The following is a 24,708-nucleotide window of genomic DNA, read 5'->3' as shown; positions in this document are numbered from 1 at the left end:
CGCCAATCCGCCATCATCCCACAGCTCCTTCTAAACTGACCTCCATCAATTTTTGTGCTTCGACAGCAAATTCCATTGGCAATTTTTGAAAAACTTGTTTACAAAAACCATTTACAATCATTGATACAGCGTCTTCTTCAGTAAGACCGCGTTGACGACAATAAAATAATTGATCCTCTCCAATTTTGGAGGTCGTAGCTTCATGCTCAATACGTGACGTGGAATTTTTTGCTTCAATATAAGGAAAAGTGTGAGCGCCGCAATGACTTCCCAACAATAAAGAATCGCATTGGCTATAATTACGAGCATTTTCAGCAATTAGTCCAACACGCACTAAACCGCGGTAACTATTTTGCCCATGGCCGGCAGCAATTCCTTTAGAAATGATTGTACTCCGGGTATTTTTACCGATGTGGACCATTTTCGTACCTGTGTCAGCTTGCTGAAAATTATTCGTCAGAGCTACTGAATAGAATTCTCCAACGGAATTATTGCCTCTTAAAATAACACTAGGATACTTCCAAGTAATTGCAGATCCCGTTTCAATTTGTGTCCAAGAAATTTTAGAATTATTTCCGCGACACATACCCCGTTTTGTCACAAAGTTATAAACCCCCCTTGTCCATTTTCATCTCCTGGGTACCAGTTTTGTACCGTGGAATACCTTATTTCCGCATCGGCTAAAGCTATTAATTCGACCACGGCAGCATGTAATTGGTTTTTATCCCGCTGTGGAGCAGTGCAACCCTCCAAATAACTCACATAGCTTCCTTCATCAGCGATAATTAACGTTCGCTCGAATTGCCCCGTATTAGCTGCATTAATTCGAAAATAAGTCGATAATTCCATAGGGCAACGAACCCCTTTCGGCACATACACAAATGAACCATCGCTAAAAACAGCAGAATTTAACGTCGCGAAAAAATTATCACGATAAGGAACAACACTGCCTAAATATTTTTCCACTAAATTTCGATGTTTTTGTACTGCTTCAGAAAACGAACAAAAGATTACTCCTGACGCAGCCAATTTTTCTTTAAATGTTGTTGCTACCGAGATACTGTCGAAAACCGCATCCACGGCAACACCAACCAGTCGCTGCTGCTCATGTAAAGGGATGCCCAATTTATTGTAAGTCTCGAGTAATTTAGGATCGATTTTCTCTAAGCTTTTAGGTTTCTTTTTCGATTTTGGTGCCGCATAATAACTAATAGCTTGATAATCAATCGGCTCGATACGCAAATGAGCCCATTGTGGTGATTCCAGAGTCAACCAATGACGATAGGCACGGAGCCGCCATTCTAACAGGAAATTGGGTTCGTTCTTCTTGGCTGAAATAAGCCTGATTACCTCTTCATTTAACCCAGGCGCGATAACATCCGTTTCAATGTCCGTAATAAAACCATGTTCATAGGTTTTATTAACAACTTTCTGTAAATAACTTTCATTCGTCATTATTTTCCCCAAATTCAAATCATTAGCGGAGGAGTTTTCTGCCCACGCTCACGGAGAGTCACTGCACTGGCAATAATCACATTGAAAAGTGGTTGTTCGTCTTTTAGTTAATGGTTTTTTCATATCTGCAAGATTCAAACTATCCAACACTTCAAATACCAACCCATTAATGAACTGCCAATTGTTACGTAATCCGCAAACAGTGTCATGTTTGCATCGATTCTCAGTTCGGCTGCATTCGGTCATCGCCGGCTTGCCATCAATGGCAGTGATAATTTCGGCTATACTAATCGCTTCCGGTGATCGTGCCAATTGATAGCCCCCATTAACACCGCGTTCAGAATTAACCAACTTGCTTTCATTCAAAAGCTTCAACACTTTACTTACGGTAGTCATTGAAAGAGGTGTCGCCCGTGTAATTTGTGCCGCACTAAAGCGCTCTTGTCGGGAAGCTAAGATGGTCATTACCATCGTGGCATAATCAGCTAATCGACTGATTTTCAACATTTTATCTTTACCTATCCTCTTCTATCCCGAAAACTTTCTTTACTTTCCTGCAGGACGAGGGAAACCCCCTGGTTTTTCTATTTTTGTCCTGTAGAGAGCATATTACTCTTGCCTTTGCTTAAATATTGATAATATAGTACCATAATTGTCCTGTTTCGCAATGAACAATACAAACACTGCTATGATTTTTTCAAAAAGCAAAAATCGCCACCTTTCCACGCTCTTGAGCGTTTCGCTTATAAGTGCTTTCGTAAATACCTTACTCGCTTTATTTAAAATTGGTGTGGGAATTATTTGCTATTCTCAAGCTTTAATTGCTGATGGAATTCATTCTTTATCAGACCTCCTTACTGACGGGCTTGTAGTCATAGCGGGTCATCTTGGGGCCCAATCACCAGACAAGGAACATCCCTACGGTCATGGGCGCATCGAAACGATTGGAGCAATTATTATTTCGCTTATTCTTATTTTTGTTGCTCTGGGGATCATCACTTTTGATACCCTCCACCATATCATTCATCGGGTTCACTCCACAACACCCACTTTTTCCGTCATTGTTGTGGGCATCGTTTCTGTGATTGCAAATGAAAGCTTATTTCGCTACACCCTAATAAAAGGTAACAAAATTAATTCTGACCTATTGCGTACTAACGCGTGGCATAACCGAAGTGACGCCCTCGTTTCATTGATCGTTTTAGCCAGCGTGATTGGTACTCGATTAGGCATCACTTATCTTGATTCCATCGGTGCCTTAATTATTGCACTTTTAATCTTGCGTATGGGCCTCAAAATGATATGGAAAAATATTCAAGAACTCATTGATGCAGCTGTCGACGACGAAACTCTTGAAAAAATTACTAACATTATTTCCACTGTCCCTGGTGTTCTTTCCATCCACCAATTACGAACGCGTTCACACGGAGGTAATATTTTCATAGATGTTCATATTCAAGTCACCTCTAACATTAGTGTATCAGAGGGACATTACATTAGCGAGCAGGTACATGTAAATCTTATGAAAAATATTTCCCATGTCGCTGATGTTACCATGCATATTGATCCGGAAAATGATGCTACTTCAACACCTTTAGTAAATTTACCCAATCGTGAAGATATTCATCGTTTATTAAAAGTCCATTGTCAAAATTTACCAAGTTTTAAAGAAATCCGGCGGACGATCTTACATTATTTGGATAGTAAAGTTTATATTGAAATTTATCTGCCATTAACAGCCGTTAAAGATCAGAAAGAACAGTTAGAATTGCAGTATCAAGATATTATCTCTCGAGTAAAATATATTGCCAAAGTATCTCTTTATTTTGAATAGAGGGGCGCTTTATGCCATGAAAAAAAACTTATTTATTCTATGATATCGAAACTACGGGTTTAAATAAGTGCTTCGATCAAATTTTACAATTCGCTGCTATTCGAACTGATGAATCATTAAATGAACTAGAGCAGCATGAAATTCGCATTCGCCTTAATCCCGACATTATCCCTTCTCCTATGGCAATGATCACCAATCGAATATCAGTTGCCAAAATACTTTCCGGAAAACATGAAATTGAAGCCATTCGAGAAATCCACCAATTAATGAACAACCCTGGTACTATTAGCATTGGGTATAATACGATCGGTTTTGATGACGAATTTTTACGCTTTTCCTTTTATCGAAATTTACTACCACCTTATACCCATCAATTCAATAATCAATGCAGACGATTAGATCTTTTTCCAATTACCATTTTATATTACTTATATAAATCGGATATTTTAAATTGGCCAAACCCATTAAATATGAAATTAGAAAATTTATCCAGAATGAATCAACTAGCACACGGGCAGGCTCATGATGCCATGGTAGACGTCAATGCATGTATCAGCTTAGCTAAAAAATTAATGGCTCACGAGGAAATGTGGCAATACGTCATCGGATATTTTGATAAGAAAATAGAAACTCATCGATTAACCCAATTACCAGCGACAATTAAGAGCGAATTTTATCATCATCGGGAAGGGCTTTTAATCCAAGGAAACTTTGGCTCAACGCTTGCTTACCAAGCCCCGGTAATTGGATTAGGACCTCACAATCATTATAAAAATCAATATATATGGTTGCGCCTCGATCTCGAGGAACTATCAACTACCACTGAAAAAACCATTCCAGAAACCACTTACACCATCCGCAAAGTTTCAGGTGTTCAACCCATTGTACTACCTGCTCTCGGGCGCTATCTCCATCATTTGTCACCGAAGCGATTCCAGCTAGCAAATGAAAATAAACAATGGCTAGCCACCCATCTCAATATTTTCCAGAGCATTTGCGATTACCACCAAAACTTTATTTATCCTAACGTTCCAAATCTAGATCCTGATGCAGCTTTATATGAAATTGGTTTTTCTACGCCTTACGAAGAATTTTTATTTCAACACTTTCATCTTGCCGTACCAGAAGAGAAAGAAAAATTTCCTTTGAATTTCCCAACCTAATTCGCAGAGAACAAGCTTTACGGTTAATCGGCAGACATTATTGGAATCTCTTATCTAAGGAAAACCAACAAAAATTTTCTGCTTATTTAAAGCACACGCATGATGGTAAAGAAAATTTATCTTTCGATTATCGGGGAAGAATCCGACTCACTCGAAAAAATGCTCTAAAAGAGATTGCTTTTTTAAGAAAAGAAAAAAATTTAGATTCAGAACAGTCTATTTTATTAGATGATTTAACTAATTATTTATTAAAATAATATTTTAATATAATTCCAATTGGAAATTTTAAAATAAGAAGTGGCCAATGTTAGCACTTTATAAATACTCTCACTCTCTAGCAGTTTCTAAGGGCTGCTATTATGAGGATTTTTCAATTAAAGAATTAAAAAACATGGCAATATTGAATTAGGGACATTTGACTCATTAGATGGAAAGTTGGTTATAAATTGATAATGTTTTCTATTACTGCGAAATAGGACGTGTACGAATTGCACAAGATCATGAACCACTTCCTTAGGCTGCTATTATTAAATTACAGTAAATTACAGATGGAAAAAAATTTTTTACTATAATCCATATTCCATCTTTAGAGGAATTAAAGACATCGCTATTGACTCATCTATCTTCTAAGAACCATCCCGTTACATTTTACATTAAATTTAATGTAGAGAATATAGTTTTGGAAAGTATACCAAAATAAAAAAACCTTATAGACTAAACCAATTTCAAAAATTATCGACAGTGTTATGCTTATAAATACCGAAAAAATTAATGTCAACGTAGTTGGATTTTACGCATCTTGATTTATGTATCCAATGAAATTCGACGGCCTTCATCTACATTTTTTAGATGAAGATATTAAGTATTGGAGGCCATGTTTTAGACATTAATTTAACTTCAGGGAAAATCTATTTCCAACAAATAATTTCTATAAATATCATATTTCTTCAAATGGAATTTTATAAAAATACGGATTGAATCTTGCCGACTAGACCCTTATTTACCAAAATTTGAAGATAAGCTTAAATAAATAAAAAGATCGAATAAGTAAATAAAAATCAATGATTCAATTACTTAATCATTCCCATTTCATGGATTTCTTTTTTTAATTGCTTTATTCCGGTACTCAACTGAGCTTCTACTTGTTGAATTTGATTTTGAAAAATATTGATTTTCTTTTGCATCACCTGTTGTAATTGGGTTATCTCTTTCTGATTTACTGCGGCTTGTGTTTTAATTTGCTAGGGAACACTGTATTGCACTTACTAAACTTGGTTTTGCAAAGTTGAAATGACAGTTTGTATATTGCCTGATGGCGCTACCACTGAATTAGCAGCGAAACTGTTTGATAATCTAAAAAATGAGAAAAAACATATTTTAATTGTCAATAATTTTAGCATAAGACACCTCGCTTTACATAGGCACACCATACCATAAAAACATTAAAAAAAGATTAAGAATAGGGAAATTCATTTTTGAAACTCCTTTTCACATGGAAAAATAGATAATTTTATGAAATAAAAAGAAAAACTACTAGATATTCAGTAGAATTTCTGATCTTACTGAAGAATAATAATGGTACGTAGAAGCGATGAAAAATTAGAAATGACTAAATCCAGTGGTAATGTATTTGCTGATATTAACTTACACGATACAGAAAATTACTCAGCCAAAGCAGAGTTAGCACGCCATATTAATCATATAATACTGAAAACAAAGAAAAACCGACTCTTGTGGAGAGCAGCATTACTGGTTTCATTCCATTTAACAAAAAACCTGAATAAAAAAATTTAGTTAAATAGTTTAGTTAAATAGTAAGGAATCATTATTTTGGATTGACCAAATAAACCGTATCAATTTCTAATAACCCTTCTAGGATATAAAGTATTTTCATCATGTTGTAAAGTTTAAGTTGTGTTGCTTAGTCATCTCCCTTTCGTGCACCATACGCCCAGTCATAAGCAATTCAGTCTGTTATCGACATATTACCACGTATCATCATACGACTTACCATTCGTAGAATTTCAATATTTCGACTATCAATGTATCCAAAATTTTCATTTGAAAAAATCTATAGACTTTTCTGGAGATAATCTGATGAATTTCGCTAATTTCAGGACCCGCCGCCAACCAAAGCATGAGAACAGCTAGGAAGTAAGTAAATGGGCAACAATAAGGTTATCATTTGGATAATAATAAAAATGAAGTAATTGGCTGAAAAAAGTGATCTGATCGATAATATTAATTGGGCGGTTACAAAACCCTTCTAAAGATACTGATTTGAACTTAAAAGGAATTAAACAATTTTCTCCTTTAATATTTAGCGTTGTTATACACTGATCCGGATGCGTTGTCGTTTCGATGTCCAAAGATTGGCATTGGGTATACTGAGGAAAGCTCAACCAGAGGGATATTGTATCTGTAGGGGTAAAATCAGTAATTCGAATGTGATTACTTCTCGCCGTCACATATACGGTTTCATAACCAGAACCAGTCGTAATTATGGTGTTTCCTGCGTATATTTGATCGTTTCTGGGTCCCGTTGTAACATTTTCGATTGAAGGAAGTGCCTGGAGCAAATTGAAAAAAATTATCACCAACATTGCTGAATTGATCGCTACCCTCCTATAAAAAGACACATATCACCTGCGTAATCGGTACAATCAAGTGTATCAATCATTACCAGCCGGGGGATCCCAAGAAGAAAATAGTATCGCCGGAATTAATTGCTCTATTGGCACCATAAACTTTTTGTAGTGTGCTAATATCTAATGCTATCGGTATATCAGACCTACAAAAATAATTTCTGCCAAACTGATAAAAACAATAGGCTCCGTTTGCCAAAAAGATAACTCTGAAGGATAAGCCGCCATCATGCTATCATTATAATTAGCTTTCTTTATAGATAAATATGAAGGGTAAACATCCACATTCCGAAATATCCACAAAAATCGTTGTATCGACGCAGGATGATCTAGCCCAAGAAAATGTCCTAATTCATGTAAGACAGTCCTATAACTTCCAGATTTAAAAAAATTCTTTGATTTAATATAATCAAATTCCCATCGGCTCCACCTGTTTTATCTCCTAAATCCGCAAAAAAGCAAAAAATAAATCGATCTGGGATGAAGTAATAAATTTGATATCGATAAAATGCTCTAATTCCTACAATGCTTTTTATATCGCTAAAACTATTTCTTTATTCTCCGCTTTTATGACTTCAGCACAAATGAAATATTTTATGTCCTTTGTAAAGCCCATTTGCAGAAACATAAATCCGCTGCTGAAATGGGCAATTAATGCGTTATTGGGCGGAGAGGATATAGATTTAGCCCTAACCAAACAACTCTAACCAACAAAGAGCTTGTGATCTGTCAAATAGCAATTTCGGTCGTTGTTTAAAATAAAGCGGATCGGACATGATATCTTGTGATATAAGACACATCATTTCCTTAGGGATTTTTTCTCACCTGAAAAATTAATTTTTTCTAATGCTAGCGCTTGAGGTCCAGTTTCTGGAGACGATACTGGCGGTGCTTCCCGTACATCAACCAAATGGGATTATAAGCTTGTCAACCATCATCATTGCCAATATCTAAGTGGATGAAGCTAAAAAAGGAAAACCCCCTCTGTTGTTGGTGGTGAATGACCCGGCGATGGGGGCAGAACTCCCCAAGTGTCGCCTCTCCTGTTTTGCATATCATCTCTGAATTGCGTGAAGAATCGACTGTTAATGATAATACTGGCTCTTCAAGTTCAACGTCTATCAACAACTCTTCTGCTTGGAAGCATCTATTTACTCGAAGTGCTAAAAGCACCCCTGCAATTGAGCTCTGAAACCTTCATTAATTTAGACACCAAATTGAGGAGCCAGAAAACCCCTCCCAAAAGGATAAGAGTAGCGATTGACCCAATTTGAACTAATGGCTGATTAGGACGAGCCGCTAATGCTCCTTGTCCCACTTGTTCTAATTATTCATCGTTTAAGTTTCTTTGGCCACTTCCCATTGAACCTCTCTTAATTTCTGATTGTTTAGAATATACAGTATAAATCTTAATCAAATCTTAAAGACATCCCTCAAAACGCAAGGGTCCTCTGTACACTGACAAAAACGAAAATAGATAATTTGATGAAATAAATCGTCTCATGATTTTTATCGTATACAGAGTTAAAACTCTTTCCCAGAGGAACGGGCCACTTTTTCGCGAATATATGTAGGTTCTGCTTTTTCAGGTGGTAACACATCACCTTGCTTAAATTTCTGATGAGCAATCATGGCTACTGAAGCGGCGTCAGGATAGATTTCCTTCTCTATGAAGGGGAAATCCGGCGACAAAGAGGCTCGATATACGGTCCACGCATTTCCTACGCCTATTCCATTTTCCGTTGGAAATTGGATATCTTCCGGATGGTCTACATGATCACCCGTAATCGCTTGCATGATTTTTCTATCATCTACTTGGTAAACACCCCAGTAAATAGAATCCATTCGTGCGTCCCAACCTGCAATCACCCGCTCACTATTTATTTTTTGATAAGCTGACTGAGCTAACGCCTGTAACGTTGATATGGGGATAACCGGGAGATCGATTCCATAGGCGATTCCTTGCGCAACGCCCGTAGCAATACGAACACCCATAAAACTTCCCGGCCCCGATCCGAAAGCAATTGCATCAAGGTTTTTCAAATTTATTCCTGCATTGCTCAGCAACTCATCAACACAATCCAAAAGAATATCCGAATGTCTCTGCGGAGCAATTTCGAATTGTTCAATAATCTCTCCATTTAGCCACAGCGCAACCGAGCAAGCATCCGTGGCAGTCTCAAGGGCTAGCAGTTTGGACATCTTCAACCAGCGTCTCATTAGAAATTGTTTTTATTGTCACATTCGTATTTTGTAAGCGCACATAACCCAAACTCGACAGATCATTATAGGTAAAACCGTGCTTCCACAGTGGATTATAAGTCAAAAGTAAAGTCCCCTTGGCTTTTGCAAAGTCGTAACGACTTGGATCCATACTTAACGTTAATCCATCATAACAAACCGTAAGCTTAGCGGAATGAGCTTGGTCCCAGCTCGTTAATTGAACGTGCTGGCATTTTCCAGGAGCAGTTTTAAATCTTGCCGACTTAAAATAATAAGCTTGAAAAAGCGGCGGCATCAGAGCTATCCCTCCAAAGAGGGCGACTTGAATTCTAGGACCCTGGTAAACAGTTTTCAATTCAAGGGCATTGTGAATTTGGTAATAGTTCGCTCGTAACTGTTTACGTTCTGTGGGATTCATCATTTGCCATTGTTGAGGTGTAAATCCCAATTCTCTGGGCCAGACTGTACAACCTGTCAACCAAAATGCACTAAGAATAAGAAGAATTCGACCTACCATATTTACTCCCATTGAAGGCGCCCATCATAGGTCCATCATAGGGCTGTTATAAGATGAGAGGCAGTGTCCACAACCCGATATAAAACCGTCTAATATTCAACTCCAACATTCTTTGGATGCTATTATAAGCACATCATGAATCTGTAAGTTTGATATGTTCTTAGAAAACAGCGTCATTTCGTTTCTATAAAGAATTCAATAATTTCCTACCCCCCAATATCGTAAAAACCCGTTTTTCCTACATCATTTTACCGAACATCCATCCGTTAAAGACGTTATTGAATCTCTAGGCGTGCCTCATACGGAAATTGATCTCATTCTTGTGAATGGTCAATCTGTAAATTTTAATTTTCTGCTTCAAGAAAATGAAGAAGTTTTTGAAGCTATTGATATTACACCCTTTGTCCGCCTTCTTCAGCCCAAACCACTGCGAGAAATAAAATTTTTCTTAGATATCCATTTAGGAAAATTAGCTCGTTATTTACGACTTCTAGGACTCGATACGCTATATCACACCATGCTTGAGGAAAATCAGATTATTCTAACATAGAATAATGGGATCCTAAAAAATAAAAAGTAAACTATTATGGCTATTGGATGCAAGAAACAGATCCTGAACGACAAATCCGCGAAGTTATTATTAGACTTATTATTATTAGACTTAATAAACGGATAATGGCTTTTGTAGATCGATTAATTAAAAGTATTCAAAATTAAAAGTATTCAATTATAATGATTAAATCGACTCTAAATGAAGGAATAACCATGTTGAAAAATATGGAGGATAAAAAATTTATGACCTTAGTTTTCGATTTGGTTAAGAAAGCGATGTTAGAAAATCATGGTGGGCCTTTCGGATCTATCATCGTAAAAAATTCTTAAATTATTTCCGAGGGAACTAATCAAGTTACCGTCATTAATGACCCAACCGCACACGGAGAATTAGATGTCATCTGTACACTAATTGCGAACTGTGCCCTATGTGCCTGTGCGCTTGTTATTGAGCAAGAATCGATAAAATCTTTTTCTCGTTAGAAAAAACCGATGCGGACAGGATTGGATTCGATGACGCTTATTTCTATGAGAAAATTTCTAAATCTGTTCTTAAGCGCGACCTACCGATAGTACAATTTATGAGAAAAGAGGATAAAATGCTGGGATAAAATGCTGTATTAGTAGGTTACGAGGTGTTGGATCTAATTCATACCATCTCGTTGCACCAACCGTAGTCAGTGACAAATGTCTTGGTTGTTTGCATAATAACCAGATGAATCTATTCATTAAAAATCAGACCCTTATTAATCCATCGCTTGCAAATGCAAAAACGGTCTATACCGTCTCGCAAATTAATTCTGAAACTCGTGTCTTTTTAGAAGAGCGTTTTCAACGCCTATGGATTACTGGAGAAATTTCCAACCTGTCGCGGCCAAATTCCGGCCATTTTTATTTCTCTTTAAAGGATGAGCGTGCCCAAGTTCGATGTGCATTTTTTCGTAATTACCACTGTCAATTGAATTTTATACCCGAAAATGGCCACCATGTATTATTACAGGCCCAAGTTAGCCTCTATGAACCACGGGGTGATTTTCAATTGATTGTAACGAAAATGATTATGATAGGCAGCGGAGCTTTGCAAATCGCCTTCGAACGATTAAAACAACGACTTGAAAAGGAAGGCTTATTTGCTTCCGAAAATAAAAAGCCTATTCCTACTTTCCCCAAGACCATCGGAGTGATCACCTCTCCTTCCAGTGCGGCAATCCGGGATATTTTAAAGGTGCTAAAAAGACGATTTCCCAACGCTCCAATAATCGTTTATCCCACATTGGTTCAGGGTAAAAAGGCTGCCGCTCAAATCATAGAGGCGATAAATAAAGCTAATAAACGCAAAGAATGCGACGTGCTCATACTAGCTCGAGGGGGCGGATCTTTAGAGGATTTATGGCCGTTTAATGAAGAAAAAGTTACTCGAGCAATCTTCGCTTGCCAAATTCCTATTGTTTCAGGAATTGGTCATGAAATCAATTTTACAATTTCTGACTTCACAGCTGATCAACACGCGGCTACCCCTTCCGCTGCTGCGGAAAAGGTGAGTCCTAATCGAATCGAATGGTTACAACATATTCAAACTTTCCAACGACGCTTAAGTCATTTAATAACTACTCAATTGCGTCACTGTCGGCTTCAATTGCAACCAATCATGGCGCGCTTGCAGCGCCCAAATCAGCGTTTAGAAGCTCATTGCCGTCGGATTGAATCACTTCATCACCGACTAATCATGGCGATGGATTACGATCTTAATCGGCGACAACAAGGGCTCGCGGCTAAAGCCCAAGCATTACAAACGATGAGCCCGTTAACAACGCTAGACCGTGGCTATGCCCTTGTCACTCACCAAAATCAAATCGTTCGAAAAGCAATAGCTCTTAAAGTTGGAGATCGAATTTCAGTACAACTATCCGAGGGACAAATAGACTCTTGCGTCAAGAGAATTTATGCAGCAACATCATCCAGCCAAGATAAAATAACCGTTCCAGATAAATATTCTAAGCTTAAAGACTTTAGGAAATAAAGCCAGATAATCTAAAACACGAATAAAAAAATAAGAAAATTTTTTGAGTGTTAAAAATTTATTATCTAGAAGGCAAACCCTCTATGCAAATGGTTAGTTCTTGGCGCCGTTTATCTCGCTGTTTTCACTACGACTGACTAAATACACGGCAGTAATGAATGCTCTCCTGACGATGAGTAATGAATTGCATTTAACTTCCCATTTTGTTGCAATGGATTGTAAATTCTTATCTTCTCGCCTGTGCTTCATTTATCGTGATCGGAGGGTCAACTCGATGATCTTTTCGATCGTCGAAATATGTTTTTAACAGGAGACTTACTATTTATTGTCGCTTCCTTAATTATCACAACTGGCCACACGGAACTTACTATTATAATCATCAGTCGGTCATCAGTCGGGCTTTACAAGAGCTTAGCCGCCGCTCTCATTACTCCAATGATCCTATAGCCATAGCCAAGATAGCCTTTTCCGGTAGTCAAGAAGATTTAGCTGTCATTTTCTGGACGAAGATAGTCGGTCTTAGCTTTGCTTTTGATCCAGTTATCAGTGGAATTTTCACTAGTTATGACACATGGCGCGATATCTTCTGGACTAACATTCCACTTATGGTTATCGCCATGATTATTGCTCGTTTATTCGCAAAGAAAACGAGGGATGGAAGAGAAAATATCTGGAATATCAGTGGCCTTATTTTATTAGCTTTTGCACTAATCATTTTGACTTTAGAGTTAGTCGAAGGCAATGTATGTGGATAGACTTCTCTAAAAAATTAATTTTATTAATTGTGGGAGTGGGAGTTTCATTGCTGATAATTTTTTGGTTTGTGGAACATAAAGTCAAAAGCCCCCTGGTTCATTTTTATCATTTTTATAAACGCTTATTTATTGCAGGTAATGTAGGGTATTGCGACGAGCATATTCACAATTATGGGCGTGCTTTATTTTTTAACAACTTCATTCAAAGCCCTTATTTAATAAACTATTCATCAATTCATGCAGGAACCGATATTTTACCGATTAGAGTTAGTATTTTTTTTATTTTCACTTATTACTTCGAGAATTACTCGGCATTTTGGTTATCGACTTCCTATGATGGTGGGAGCTTAACATTAATTGCTCTTGATGCCTTTTTATTTTATTGGACACCTCTACATGCCACCTATCATTTTTTCTGGTTACCACTACTTTTAACAGGACTCGGTCTTGGTTTAACGTTTCCTTAACAGCCCTGCGCTTGGAGGAATGCAAGCGCTACCTAAAAAAGCTGGGCGAAGAAGCTGGCATTATTAATACCATTAACTATTTTCAGGCATTCTTTGTATTCCTATCAACACGTTGCTTTCAATCCTTTTAGGCCGCAATTACTTCAATCAAGGCCCTTGCCGACAATAATTTTTTTCTGCTGAGTTAGATCAAATCGATCGAGTTGTCTTCAGCTATCATCAAAGCATGCAACAAGTTTTTAATCAGCTAAAACCCGATACTCAAAAGTTTTAATCTACTCCTTACAAACAAGTAACCCTTAAAAGTTTCATGGCGGTTATAGCTATGTGTTTCATTGTTACATTAGGAGAGCACTCGTGGGAATTTTCTTTTTTTGTAAAAAATGAGAAAATCAGTTATTAGTTAGGCCTCTTCATAAGGATTAGGATCGGTTTTTAATTTGATGTGAACGGGAACTCCAATAAAATTAAATGTTTTTCGGAAATAATTAGCGAGGTAGCGAGAGTACGATTGAGGAAGGGATTGAGTTTGTTTTCCGTGGATAACAATAGTCAAAGGATGACGACTGCCAAGATGCGCAAACCGTAATCGAATTCGTCGACCTTTCACTAACGGGAGCTCATGCTCTAAAACTGCTTTTTCCAAAGTTTTTGTCAGTTGGCTCGTAGTTAATTCTTGCTGAGTCGATTGGTAGGATTCCTCAATTGCTCGAAATAATTTTTTTAGCCCCGTTCCTTCTAACGCAGAAATAAAATAAAGGCGAGCAAAATCTGTAAAAGACATTCGTCGATAGATGTCTTGTTTTACTCGTTGGCGTTCATCATTTTCTAAACTATCCCATTTATTAACAGCTATTACTAGGGGGACACTTGCTTCAATGATTAAATTTAACAATCGTAAATCCTGCTCGCTTACACTTTCATGAGCATTTAAAACAAAAATAATCACATCAACGACATGCATAGCTTGCATTGATTTAATAATTGAAAATTTTTCTACTTGATTATGAATTCTTGCTCGCCTACGAATACCCGCCGTATCAATTAAGGTGTAGTTTTTATCCTTTCGGACAAAAGGGATATAAATACTATCTCGCGTTGTGCCAGGTTGGTCATAGACGATAACGCGTTCTTCATTTAACAATCGATTAATAAGTGTAGATTTTCCAACATTCGGTCGGCCAATTACCGCAATTTTAATTCTTGGCTCCTTTTCAAGGATTTCTTTTCCAACGACTTCTTTTTCTAACGTCAATTCACTAAGAACATTAGTCATCAAGTGTTTAATGCCATGACCTTTTTTTGCTGAAATTACGTAAAGTTCATTAAAGCCTAATCGATAAAATTCGCTTCGAACCGTTTCCGCTTCAGTTCCATCTGCTTTATTAACCACAAAAAAGATTTTCTTATTTTTCTTCCGCAATCGTTCCGCTACTATTTCATCGGCGGAAGTAAGGCCTGTTTTCGCATCCACCAAAAATAAAATACAGTCCGATTCTTCAATTGCCTGATCTACTTGAGTTTCTGCAAGTGCTGCTATGGCAGGTTCTTCTGAATTTACTAATCCCCCCGTATCCACCACCAAGATAGATTGGGATCCAATTGTCGCTTCTCCATATTGACGATCCCGTGTAACTCCAGGAACATCAGCCACTAATGCTGCTCGACTTCTCGTTAAACAATTAAATAATGTCGATTTACCAACGTTAGGTCGGCCAACGATGGTGATGACTGGAAGCATTTCTATACCCCTTATCCGTGCTTTCCCTGAAAAGAGGGACTTAGTTTTTAGCTGAATATTTTCATTTTTAAATACGGATCGTCAATCCCAATAACTTTAATTTCATTTTGTACTACTTCATAGGATTTTTCAGCAGCCGGCTTATTATTACCTATCGCGGCATAAATATCACCTTTAATATTTTCAATAAAGAGATTAAAAGTAAAATCATTAATTGTTCGCAATAAATCTAAACGCTTGATTAGGCTGGTTTTGAGCAAGATATATTGGAGCGGCCCGCAAACGGGCGATCCCTTTTAAAGGGGAGCGGTGTTATCCATAACCCAATGCAATTGTTTTAGCGCCTCTGCATAATTTTCTTGTATTACAGCATTCTTAGCATTTAGTTTAGTAATGAAGCCATCGCTCTATAATGGGTTTTCGCGTACTTTTTAATAAGCTAATTCGTTAATTGATTTGTTTTTCCCGATTCAGGATGACTGGTTAGTGCTTGCAATTGTGTACAAAGTTGCGAAGCTCATTCTGTTTTCTCAATATGGAAGCGATGCCAATACCACCAACCAAAACCGATTAAAAGTCCGATCATGATAGCAATAGCAATATACCGACCGTAATCGCGCCATCACTGTTTAATCATTTCAATTTGTTCTTTATCGGAAAGATATTCTGTCATTTTATCATTCCCTCACTGCTCTCTAATCAATGGAAAAGAAGGATAGTTAAGTTGTTTTTTCATGTAAATTTTTTCACGCAAATAAGCTATTACCTCATTATCTTTGAGGTGTTGTTGTGGTAATGCCTCACATAAAGGTTTAAGGGTTACCGTATTCGTTTTCATTTCTTCTTCACCAATAACCAGTGCCCATTTTGCACCGCTTTTATCCGCAAGTCTAAATTGACGTTTAAAACCACCTCCGCTGAGATGCATCTCAATAACCAAGCTGGGTAATGCATCGCGGAGATGTTCTGCTACCATCAATCCCCGTTTCACTGCCAGCTCTCCATTAGCCATGAGATAAATATCTGAATGAATAACGCATTCCCGCGTCGCCTGCAACAGTAAGACGACCCGTTCCAAACCGGCAGCAAATCCAGCCGCTGGTGTTGAGCGATCACCCATTTGTTCAATGAGATCATCATAGCGTCCTCCTGCACAGACAGTCGCCTGAGCACCTAACTGACCTGTTACCCATTCAAAAATAGTGTGAGTGTAGTAGTCAAGCCCTCTAACTAAGTTGGGATTAACAATATAAGACAAGCCCTCTTGCTCTAAGAGGGCTTGTAATTGATCCCAATGACGACGAGATTCATCATCCAAATAATCCAGAAGTTTTGGCGCTTCCATGATAATAGGTTGTAGGACAGGATTTTTACTATCCAAAATCCGTAAGGGATTGATCATTAGACGTCGTTGACTATCTTCATCCAATTCTGTTTTTCGCGACTCTAAATAATTAACCAGTCTTTCCCGATAATGGAGTCGGCAATTCAGTGTGCCCAAGGTGTTCAATTCTAAAGTAATGTATTTCTCTAAACCAAGCATTTTCCAGAAGCGACGGCCTATTAAAATTAATTCGGCATCAATAGCAGGATTCTCTATCCCATATGTTTCCACGCCAACTTGGTAAAATTGACGATAGCGTCCTTTTTGAGGCCGCTCATAACGAAACATGGGGCCTATATACCATAATCGTTGGATTTGATTGTAAAAAAGACTATTCTGAATACCTGCTCGAACGCAACTAGTCGTTCCTTCGGGGCGCAACGTGAGGCTTTCTCCATTGCGATCTAAAAAGGTATACATTTCTTTTTCCACAATATCTGTAGCTTCGCCGATCGTGCGTTTAAATAAAGCAGTTTTCTCTACCACAGGAAAGCGGATTTCCCGATAGCCGTAAGAAGTGATAATGGTTCGAAATATTTCCTCAAGGAAAGACCAATAAGGTGTCTCATCGGGGAGGACATCTCTCATTCCCCGAATCGCTTTGATGGTTTCTGTCAATGATCCGTTCCTGAAAAAATAATCTTATTTTTCGTTGTTAGTGTTGCAGGTAGAGTTGATTCCTTCGTCGTTTCTTTCAATGGTAATTCTTGGCTCGGTGCCATAACCGATTGAATTTGAACCATAAAGTGTTTCTTCCCCTGCCACCAAACACCGACCAATATAATCAAAATAGCCAAAGCAAGAAAAGTGATCCAACGAATCGTCTTGCGACTAATCATTCGAGTCGAACGCGAGATTACGGGAACGGCTTGATGTTTCACTGGTTTTTCTTCTCGCGCTTTAATTCGCTCAAACTCCTCGTTTAAAGCTAAGGCGTCGAATGCAGCTATAACTTCTTCTGGGATAAGTCCAACACAACGAGCATATGCACGCAAATAACCCCGCACATAAATTAAAGCAGGCGCTTGGGAATAGTTATCCTTTTCCAGGTTTTTTACCCACTGAACGCTCAAATGCATTTGTTTCGCTACGTCCTCATACTTGAGGTTTTTAGCTTGACGAGCCTCACGCAATAAGATTCCGGGCGTTTTAATAACGCTGTTAGATAATTCAGTATGAACTTCCATATCTTCAATTACACTTTCCGTCATTGGGCAGCATTCCTGGTGGTAATAGTTAATTTGCATTATAACTGAGTTGATGACTTTCTAGAAGCACATCATTCTTGTTCGTATTGAAATTTCCAATGGATTACGTACCGGATGCTTCTTTTTTGTAGGAACAATATGCCCCCGTTCTCAGCTAGCGTTGATGACGCCCTGTGCGATCTTGAAATTGTCTAGCTAATTGACCACAAGCGCCTGCAATGTTATTCCCACGCATTTGTCGAACACGAATTAAATCCAGATTCCATCAACCTTTTGTGAAAAAAGTCGTAATAGCTGCTTCCGTTGAGCAGCGATAAACAGTTTCTCCAAAAGAATTAAAGGGAATTAAATTTACTTTATACAGGTCACACATCTACCAAGAACCGCATCAGCTACTGCGCTTCGACAAGGCTGTCATTAACTGCATCAATCATTACATATTCGAATATGACGCAACGCTTGCTCACTCGTGGATAATAATCCTGATAGAGGGGAATTGATTCCTCCAAGGGAAAATTAAAACTTTTTATAAACTTTTTATTAAGTGGAAAGAAAATATCTCGCAATTCGTTGTTGGGAGCATGGAGAGAAAACAATCAAAGCTACAGGTCTTTCTCGACAAAGACACTGCATTACATGGACAATCTCGATGTACTAAGGGTTATTCGATACCTTAAGATAAGCCATAGGCGTGATCATGCATCATCAAATATATGGCTGCCACAACGGGATCGTAATTTAATAAGTGCTCTCCCATCCTCATCATGACCACATTAGTAATCTTGTAAGAAGATTTTTTTAAGAGCTGAGTAGCTCCTCTTACTCAAACTTGCCCAATAATTTCAGCCAATATGAGGTTACAATTAAATCCTTCTTTTTCCGTGACGCAAAAGCTACAATTCAACACGCATCCTATCTGGGAAGACACACATAAAGTCCCTCAATTACGGTCAGTAATAAACACAGTTTCTATTTTTTATTATCCGATAAGAAAAATAACCATTTATGGGTTCCATCCTGGAATACATGATCCAACCCCAATTCTAGCATCTTAACTACACAGCCTTTTAACTACAGCCTTCTTAGTTAATTAGTGTCGGAACGATTTACTAAGGTCTGTCATCAAAGAAAATCCACTACCGCCCACTGATGGATCCATTGCAAAAGCTGGGTCGTACAATAAGGTGGCTGACCACAAGAGATTACAAACTTCCTAAGCACTTTCTCGTTTAAATCCAAAAGATTTATCTTTTCTTTCATAAATTTTAATAGAAATTAAATAGGCAAATTTATCTAATTCTCTTTGTTAAGGCTACTTCCGATCTCTCAATCGAGGACCGGCTAATAATCGCTTCTAGCCCGCTAAAAAGTAGGGCCCAATCCCAAAATATTTGTAAAATATTTGAATGAAAAACTTCGATTATTGCAGATTTTTCAAGCAAGAAAAACTAAAAAAAATTAAATTAAGGTTAAATTTCAATTCGATATTTTTTATATTTTTAGCTAATGTATTTTATAGTTAGGACTATAATATAGTCTATAGAGAACATCTAAATTCATCTACCAAGTCTACATTTTAAACCGCACAACTACCAAGCACAAATTACATTTAACATAAAGATATTTTTATGTCTTTTATGCGCCCAACACTCGATAAAATTACTAATGTTCCCAAATTGCTCGTTCTCTAATCCGTAAATATTTAGAAACATTCAAATTACTGTTAATTCCAGAGTTAGGTCCCATCTGATATAGATATGACGCGCGAAATTACCCACCTTAATTATCAGCTAAGAATTTCAATGGCCCATACAGAATTTTTTAATTTCGTTATTCTCTTTCTTAATTCTCAAACTCAAGCAAAGTTTGATGAACAAACTCAAAAGAAAAATCTAAACGAAGCTATTCAAGTTATTCGAAATACTATTGAAGCAGACATACTTCCTTTAAGAAATGATGAAAAATGCTATATTCCTTAAATTCAGGCTATTCGGAACGCCTTTGGGTTACATCCTTCTTTCCAACCCAATTTACCCAAAATTGAAATGAAAGATATGCACCGTTTTTATTGGAGAAAGTTTCTTGACAACTTTAACAGGGATTGTAACAACAATCTAAACAACGAAGGTAATTTCATTCAACAAATTCAAGTATTTTGCCAAACTCGCCAAAGAGAGTTCGATAGGGAACAAAGTATTCTCAACCCAATCGACAGGCTTCTTGCTCAGGCTGCTATTCGATTAAGAAATCGAACACTAAATCGAGTAAAATCGGTAAGCGGCGTATTAAGAATACAGCCTTCTCCTGACGATATACATGCCCTCTACGCTACTGGACACTGATGGTAATGGCAACGGAAGTTAGCCAATCACCAAATAACACAGAAGGTGACAGTTCAGAGATTTTATTAACATCCACAGAGTCACCATCTTCTCCACCAGAAGAAGCCATCCCTTCAGAAGAAGGGAAAAAGTTATCTAAAAGAAAACTACCTTTTTAATTCCCGAAGAAGAAAGTGTCTCGCTTCTTATCAAATCGATGTAAATACAACCGACTGGCACCTCGATCGGTTTAGTCAGGGAAACACACCGTTACATTATGCGCTTGAAGCAGGAAACCAGCAGGCAATTTATTTGTTTTTGATTAATGGTGCTCGACTGGATATTAAAAATAAGAAAAATGAATCTCCTCTTGACCATCTAAAAGCAAATGAATTTCTACTGAATTTACTGATCCAGACATGGGTAATAGTCCTTTCATTTATCAGTAATTAATGGACAAATAGAATCTTTCCAAGCTTTTTTTCGTTTGCAAAACGAACATTAAAAGAACTATTAACCCGAAAAAACAATCAAGGCCTAACCCACCCTTAGAAATAAATAGACAGAGAAAAAAATACGGTTTTATCTCATTGCAAGTAAAATAGCGGGCGATGAAGAAGCCCATCTCGAGATGATTTATGAATTAATGCTTTTTACAGAAAAATTATTGTAAAATTAAATCGCAAGCCTCTTATAATGATGAACGTAAAGAAGCTGACGAAGGTAAAGAAGGTGAATATGATACGCATAAAATTAAATCTTTACTATTCTTTACTATTACGAAAAAATAAAGCAGCATAAAAATGCTTCGAAGCTTCTACTCTTAATAGCAAGACAAAAATGGGAAGATCTAAACAAAATACTGCCTCAAGAGCAATAGGCAGAAATAGAAAAAACATCTACAGTACTCCTGCATATGCATTTGAAAAATCCTGCAAAATGAATAACAAACGATATCGAACTTTAAAAGCGAAATTAGATGACGTACATATGGCTATACATCGAATGGCTATGCATCGAATTCGAAAAGGAGAAAATCAGGAAATTATATTAAATGATTTGCAAGCCCAGCTTACTGATACAGCATGGTGTTGCCCTTCCACAAAGATGGTCTAATCTAGTTAACGAAATTAAAATTTCCAAGGCACAACAAACAACAACTCCATATTCGAAGAAACTCTTGCGAGATTTTAGACGATTACATAAACAAATATGGCAACACAATTACCTTGATGCAAAACTCACTTGTAATGAAATTCTCGACGGAGCGTGGTCCAATTCCTTGGGTGGTTTTATTGATCTTTAAAAAAGATCATCCTGAAATTAAAAATAAAGTGATTAAAGATTATTTCTACCCTCACTGTCCTCACGTACCGTTGGAACTCGCTTTTTGGCAAGCAGCTACTCATCAATGAGAGCGTAAAAAAACTCTTAACATTATTGCGGACAGTATTACTTCGGCAGTTTTCCTTAATCAAAGGCTATCCTCATTACAGAAAAAAGAGGCATAAAACTAGTTTTGAAAAAAGTAAAATATCAGAAAAATTAGCAATTGTTCGCGAGCAACGACAAATGCTAATGTGCGAAAAAAGAAGTAAAATAGCGGTTATATTGGAAGAATTAATAAAAAAGAAACAATTAAAACACAAAGACATTGGTCCTTTTGGAAAAAGTCCACACGCACCTAAAAAAACTGGCTGAGAAAGAGCTTCGCCAAGTATCATCCACTCATACCGCTTAAGCACCTTTTTGTCGATGATTTTGAGATAAAGAATTAATTATCAAATTAATAAAAGTTGTATTGCCACTTAAAGTTCCTACTAATTGCTCTGTTTTGTTAAATAATAAATCAATACGTTCGCCAATAAAATTTTGCGTTTTTGTATCCATTTCAATTTGATCATCCAAATCATCTTGCCATTGAAAAATTAATCCAATAGTTGTACCCAGTTCACGCAATTTTGGAAGTACGATTTCATTCGTGCAGTTGGCGCAAAGCGCACCTAGTTCAATAGCCGCACCAAATAAGGCACCTGTTTTTAATTGATAAACAAACTCATTACCTTTACCACCTAAATCGAGTTGTTGGCCGCCAGCCATACCTAAAGAACCTGAAGCACGCGCTAAAATGGCTACTAAACGAGTACTGTCTTCTCGAGCTAATATTTCAAAGGCCAACGACTGCAAAGCATCGCCTACTAATATAGCCGTTGCCTCATCAAAAGCTCTATGACAAGTGGGCTTTCCTCGCCGGTAATCATCGTTGTCCATTGCCGGCAAATCGTCATGAACCAATGAATAACAATGAATAAGTTCAATAGCACAAGCTGCGCTATCCATTCGCTTTGGCTCAGCTTCAAAAGAAAGACCTGTTGCATAAACCAATAAGGGACGTAAACGCTTCCCTCCTGACATAACGGCATAATGCATCGCCTGATGGAGACGTTCAGGCGATTGCGCGCGATCCGGTAATAAATTTTCCAGTTGATGATTAATACGATCTTGATAGGTTGATATAAAATTAATCATTTAACTACTCGAAAAAATTTCTTCCGGCTCGAAAAAAAGGAAATCTCTTCTTTCGCTGTCTTTGGGCCGTCGGAACCATGCACGGCATTGGCATCAATAGAATCTGCAAAGTCAGCTCGGATCGTTCCAGGTACCGCTTCTTTAGGATTAGTGGCTCCCATGAGCTCGCGGTTCTTAGCAATCGCATTTTCGCCTTCAAGCACTTGGATCATGACGGGGCCCTGGGTCATGAATTTGACTAAATCCTTATAAAAGGGACGTTCTTTATGAACAGCGTAGAACGCTTTTGCCTGTTCCTCACTCAGATGTTGCATTTTCGCTGCAATAATTTTAAGGTTGACCTTCTTAAAACGCATATAAATTTCACCAATAACATTCTTTGCAACCGCATCCGGCTTAATAATTGACAAAGTTCGTTCAATACCCATGATTAATTCTCTACTGTAAAAAGAAGTTGGTAATTATATGATTTTAGCTAAGAAAGTTCCACCGGATCTTAAATCACGTTAAAATTGACCAGGACTTTAGACAAAACCTGAGGGATAATTAGGTGGCTGCATTTGAGATAATGCCTTTCATTCTCTTTCTCATCGTTATTGGTACGGCCATTGCGGAACTAATTAATGGTTCCCTACCCGCTCTCGTATTAGTGATCATTAGTGATCATTAGTTTGTTAGTGGGCTTAATTCTGGGAATTCCTAATTGGCACCCTCCTAGTCCTATTGTATTCCCTCTTTATCCTACTTGTATTCCCTTTATTTTTATCGCTTATTTTATATCACCTATTTTATTCGCCGCAGCCAGGTTGATTTCTTAGAAAGTTATACAAAATAATAAAAGCGAAATTATCTCTCTTGCCTCCACTTCGATTCTCAATTAGATGAAAATACAAAAACATATTATCCACAGTTTAGAGGTAGAGAGCTTATTCAATAACGTGGGTAAGTATTGTGCTCTATCAAATCAGCTCTTTTATTCGTGTTTATAAATTCAATTGATTTATTACAAACTGGCGAAAATATGCTAGTGGTTGTTGATCTGGGTAGGGGGGCGGCATTCTTGTTGGATTTTTGTTTTCTTATTTCATAAGATTAATTGTAAAGGAATTTTTAACAGAATCTGAAAATGAATTGCCCATTATTATGAGTATCATCTTCGCTTACATTTCTTTCTTATTTGCAGAATGAATTGGTATTTCGGGAGTTTTAGCCACAGTTGCTGCCGGACTTTTTCATAAGCGAACAGAGAGCAAACTAAACTATTAAAGCGCCAGAACACGCTTGTCAGAAAAATCCGTATGGGATACGCTGATTTTTTCTCAATGGTTTGATATTCATCGTTATTGGAATGCAATTTCTTAATTAATTTAGGTAAAGTTAATTATATTCCTCCCCAACTAGTTAATATTTTTTCAACAATTACTATATTTACTCTAATTTCTTGCGATTTTTTTGGGTGATAACTACCGTACTTCTAGTTAATTTATTTTCTCGTTTAAAATAAAGAGAAAAATATCATTATTTTTTTATGGACGAAAGTCCTTATTTCTTCTTCGTCGGGTATGCGCAGACTCGTATTGTTAGCATTAGCCATTGCATTGCTCATCATGCTGCCTGAAGCCGTACCGTTTCCTAATCGCAGTTTGATATCGCAGTTTGATTGTTTTTAACTATAATTACTATTTTATTTACGTTGTTAGTACCAACAAGGTTTATCTTTACCTTATCTTGTTAGTATCTTATTAGTTATAGTTATTAAAAGCAGAAAAAAGCGATGTGGCTTTCATCAAAAAAAGTACAAAAATTTATCAAAAATTAACTAGGGAAGCCATTAAATATATCGATATAATATATATCGATATAATATCGATATATCGATTACTTATATCGATTA

General features: G+C 37.2%; 20 protein-coding genes and 3 pseudogenes. 10 read left to right on the top strand and 13 right to left on the bottom strand.

Annotation, left to right across the window (positions count from 1 at the left end):
* Positions 1-13: 13 nt before the first annotated feature.
* Together sufB and MRH55_RS04365 are read right to left on the bottom strand one after the other, a co-directional pair.
* Positions 14-1,455, bottom strand: a pseudogene (sufB, locus tag MRH55_RS04370) (Fe-S cluster assembly protein SufB).
* A gap of 48 nt (positions 1,456-1,503) precedes the next feature.
* On the bottom strand, positions 1,504-1,962 hold the full coding sequence (locus tag MRH55_RS04365) for an SUF system Fe-S cluster assembly regulator (protein ID WP_304985067.1): 459 nt from the start codon (positions 1,960-1,962) through the stop codon (positions 1,504-1,506).
* Positions 1,963-2,143: 181 nt separating this feature from the next.
* On the opposite strand from MRH55_RS04365, the gene MRH55_RS04360 reads away from it, so the two are divergent.
* The 3 genes from MRH55_RS04360 to MRH55_RS04350 all read left to right on the top strand — a co-directional run bounded on the left by MRH55_RS04360 (position 2,144) and on the right by MRH55_RS04350 (position 6,246).
* Positions 2,144-3,289, top strand: a complete 1,146-nt coding sequence (locus MRH55_RS04360) for a cation diffusion facilitator family transporter (RefSeq protein WP_304985066.1) — start codon at positions 2,144-2,146, stop codon at positions 3,287-3,289.
* A 44-nt stretch (positions 3,290-3,333) separates the two neighbouring features.
* Positions 3,334-4,452, top strand: a complete 1,119-nt coding sequence (locus MRH55_RS04355; protein ID WP_369421526.1) for an exonuclease domain-containing protein — start codon at positions 3,334-3,336, stop codon at positions 4,450-4,452.
* 1,575 nt (positions 4,453-6,027) lie between these two features.
* Entirely contained in the window at positions 6,028-6,246 is a 219-nt protein-coding gene (locus MRH55_RS04350) for a hypothetical protein (protein ID WP_304985065.1), read from the top strand.
* Positions 6,247-6,599: 353 nt separating this feature from the next.
* Here MRH55_RS04350 and MRH55_RS04345 read toward each other — a convergent pair whose 3' ends face one another.
* From MRH55_RS04345 to MRH55_RS04335, 3 genes are all read right to left on the bottom strand, one after another.
* Positions 6,600-7,055, bottom strand: coding sequence for a hypothetical protein (locus tag MRH55_RS04345; RefSeq protein WP_304985064.1), 456 nt, complete (start codon positions 7,053-7,055; stop codon positions 6,600-6,602).
* A gap of 1,566 nt (positions 7,056-8,621) precedes the next feature.
* Positions 8,622-9,317, bottom strand: a complete 696-nt coding sequence (tsaB, locus tag MRH55_RS04340) for a tRNA (adenosine(37)-N6)-threonylcarbamoyltransferase complex dimerization subunit type 1 TsaB (protein WP_304985063.1) — start codon at positions 9,315-9,317, stop codon at positions 8,622-8,624.
* Positions 9,277-9,837: a hypothetical protein gene (locus MRH55_RS04335; RefSeq protein ID WP_304985062.1), complete on the bottom strand. Its 561-nt coding sequence runs from the start codon at positions 9,835-9,837 to the stop codon at positions 9,277-9,279. Before MRH55_RS04335 ends, tsaB begins: the two co-directional genes overlap by 41 nt.
* Before the next feature lie 277 nt (positions 9,838-10,114).
* Between MRH55_RS04335 and MRH55_RS04330 the strand changes: the two genes are divergently transcribed.
* The 3 genes from MRH55_RS04330 to MRH55_RS04320 all read left to right on the top strand — a co-directional run bounded on the left by MRH55_RS04330 (position 10,115) and on the right by MRH55_RS04320 (position 13,631).
* A complete protein-coding gene (locus tag MRH55_RS04330) occupies positions 10,115-10,387 on the top strand; it encodes a Mut7-C RNAse domain-containing protein (RefSeq protein WP_304986126.1) in 273 nt (90 codons plus the stop codon).
* Between the two features lie 717 nt (positions 10,388-11,104).
* Positions 11,105-12,409 (top strand): exodeoxyribonuclease VII large subunit, encoded by a 1,305-nt coding sequence (xseA, locus tag MRH55_RS04325; RefSeq protein WP_304985061.1) that lies wholly within the window; start codon positions 11,105-11,107, stop codon positions 12,407-12,409.
* Positions 12,410-13,154: 745 nt separating this feature from the next.
* Entirely contained in the window at positions 13,155-13,631 is a 477-nt protein-coding gene (locus MRH55_RS04320; protein ID WP_304985060.1) for a hypothetical protein, read from the top strand.
* A 403-nt stretch (positions 13,632-14,034) separates the two neighbouring features.
* Here MRH55_RS04320 and der read toward each other — a convergent pair whose 3' ends face one another.
* From der to rlmN, 5 genes and pseudogenes are all read right to left on the bottom strand, one after another.
* Positions 14,035-15,372, bottom strand: coding sequence for a ribosome biogenesis GTPase Der (gene der / locus MRH55_RS04315; RefSeq protein WP_304985059.1), 1,338 nt, complete (start codon positions 15,370-15,372; stop codon positions 14,035-14,037).
* 47 nt (positions 15,373-15,419) lie between these two features.
* Positions 15,420-15,632, bottom strand: coding sequence for a YfgM family protein (locus MRH55_RS04310; RefSeq protein ID WP_304985058.1), 213 nt, complete (start codon positions 15,630-15,632; stop codon positions 15,420-15,422).
* A gap of 425 nt (positions 15,633-16,057) precedes the next feature.
* A complete protein-coding gene (hisS, locus tag MRH55_RS04305) occupies positions 16,058-17,374 on the bottom strand; it encodes a histidine--tRNA ligase (RefSeq protein ID WP_304985057.1) in 1,317 nt (438 codons plus the stop codon).
* A complete protein-coding gene (locus MRH55_RS04300; RefSeq protein ID WP_304985056.1) occupies positions 17,371-17,967 on the bottom strand; it encodes a helix-turn-helix domain-containing protein in 597 nt (198 codons plus the stop codon). Before MRH55_RS04300 ends, hisS begins: the two co-directional genes overlap by 4 nt.
* Positions 17,968-18,118: 151 nt before the next feature.
* Positions 18,119-19,224 (bottom strand): annotated as a pseudogene (rlmN, locus tag MRH55_RS04295) (dual-specificity RNA methyltransferase RlmN).
* 542 nt (positions 19,225-19,766) lie between these two features.
* Here rlmN and MRH55_RS04290 point away from each other — a divergent pair.
* Positions 19,767-19,943: a hypothetical protein gene (locus MRH55_RS04290; protein ID WP_304985055.1), complete on the top strand. Its 177-nt coding sequence runs from the start codon at positions 19,767-19,769 to the stop codon at positions 19,941-19,943.
* A gap of 349 nt (positions 19,944-20,292) precedes the next feature.
* On the opposite strand, the gene MRH55_RS04285 is transcribed toward MRH55_RS04290, so the two are convergent.
* A complete protein-coding gene (locus MRH55_RS04285; RefSeq protein WP_304985054.1) occupies positions 20,293-20,415 on the bottom strand; it encodes a hypothetical protein in 123 nt (40 codons plus the stop codon).
* A gap of 83 nt (positions 20,416-20,498) precedes the next feature.
* Between MRH55_RS04285 and MRH55_RS07785 the strand changes: the two genes are divergently transcribed.
* From MRH55_RS07785 to MRH55_RS04275, 3 genes are all read left to right on the top strand, one after another.
* Positions 20,499-20,738, top strand: coding sequence for a hypothetical protein (locus MRH55_RS07785; RefSeq protein ID WP_369421523.1), 240 nt, complete (start codon positions 20,499-20,501; stop codon positions 20,736-20,738).
* Positions 20,739-21,224: 486 nt separating this feature from the next.
* Positions 21,225-21,401, top strand: a complete 177-nt coding sequence (locus MRH55_RS04280) for a hypothetical protein (RefSeq protein WP_304985053.1) — start codon at positions 21,225-21,227, stop codon at positions 21,399-21,401.
* A 116-nt stretch (positions 21,402-21,517) separates the two neighbouring features.
* Complete coding sequence (locus MRH55_RS04275; RefSeq protein ID WP_304985052.1) at positions 21,518-21,700, top strand: hypothetical protein; 183 nt, start codon at positions 21,518-21,520, stop codon at positions 21,698-21,700.
* A gap of 322 nt (positions 21,701-22,022) precedes the next feature.
* Here the strand turns inward: MRH55_RS04275 and MRH55_RS04270 are convergent, their stop codons facing one another.
* Together MRH55_RS04270 and ndk are read right to left on the bottom strand one after the other, a co-directional pair.
* On the bottom strand, positions 22,023-22,814 hold the full coding sequence (locus tag MRH55_RS04270; RefSeq protein WP_304985051.1) for a polyprenyl synthetase family protein: 792 nt from the start codon (positions 22,812-22,814) through the stop codon (positions 22,023-22,025).
* A pseudogene (gene ndk / locus MRH55_RS04265) lies at positions 22,815-23,242 on the bottom strand (nucleoside-diphosphate kinase).
* Between the last annotated feature and the right edge of the window lie 1,466 nt (positions 23,243-24,708).

This window comes from Coxiella-like endosymbiont (genome assembly GCF_030643785.1).
Taxonomy (GTDB): Bacteria; Pseudomonadota; Gammaproteobacteria; order Coxiellales; family Coxiellaceae; genus Coxiella.
The sequence above is the reverse complement of the archived record's forward strand: the minus strand, read 5'-3'. Positions and strand labels throughout refer to the sequence as shown.

Excerpts from the sequence above, each read along its gene's own strand:
- MRH55_RS04280 (WP_304985053.1), top strand. The coding sequence starts at position 21,225 with ATGAATAACAAACGATATCGAACTTTAAAAGCGAAATTAGATGACGTA.
- MRH55_RS04275 (WP_304985052.1), top strand. The coding sequence starts at position 21,518 with ATGCAAAACTCACTTGTAATGAAATTCTCGACGGAGCGTGGTCCAATT.
- MRH55_RS04320 (WP_304985060.1), top strand. The coding sequence starts at position 13,155 with ATGTGGATAGACTTCTCTAAAAAATTAATTTTATTAATTGTGGGAGTG.
- tsaB (WP_304985063.1), bottom strand. The coding sequence starts at position 9,317 with ATGAGACGCTGGTTGAAGATGTCCAAACTGCTAGCCCTTGAGACTGCC.
- MRH55_RS04300 (WP_304985056.1), bottom strand. The coding sequence starts at position 17,967 with ATGACGGAAAGTGTAATTGAAGATATGGAAGTTCATACTGAATTATCT.
- MRH55_RS04350 (WP_304985065.1), top strand. The coding sequence starts at position 6,028 with ATGGTACGTAGAAGCGATGAAAAATTAGAAATGACTAAATCCAGTGGT.
- MRH55_RS04335 (WP_304985062.1), bottom strand. The coding sequence starts at position 9,837 with ATGGTAGGTCGAATTCTTCTTATTCTTAGTGCATTTTGGTTGACAGGT.
- MRH55_RS04270 (WP_304985051.1), bottom strand. The coding sequence starts at position 22,814 with ATGATTAATTTTATATCAACCTATCAAGATCGTATTAATCATCAACTG.
- der (WP_304985059.1), bottom strand. The coding sequence starts at position 15,372 with ATGCTTCCAGTCATCACCATCGTTGGCCGACCTAACGTTGGTAAATCG.
- xseA (WP_304985061.1), top strand. The coding sequence starts at position 11,105 with ATGAATCTATTCATTAAAAATCAGACCCTTATTAATCCATCGCTTGCA.
- MRH55_RS04345 (WP_304985064.1), bottom strand. The coding sequence starts at position 7,055 with ATGTTGGTGATAATTTTTTTCAATTTGCTCCAGGCACTTCCTTCAATC.
- MRH55_RS04290 (WP_304985055.1), top strand. The coding sequence starts at position 19,767 with ATGGCCCATACAGAATTTTTTAATTTCGTTATTCTCTTTCTTAATTCT.
- MRH55_RS04285 (WP_304985054.1), bottom strand. The coding sequence starts at position 20,415 with ATGGCTTCTTCTGGTGGAGAAGATGGTGACTCTGTGGATGTTAATAAA.
- MRH55_RS04365 (WP_304985067.1), bottom strand. The coding sequence starts at position 1,962 with ATGTTGAAAATCAGTCGATTAGCTGATTATGCCACGATGGTAATGACC.
- MRH55_RS04360 (WP_304985066.1), top strand. The coding sequence starts at position 2,144 with ATGATTTTTTCAAAAAGCAAAAATCGCCACCTTTCCACGCTCTTGAGC.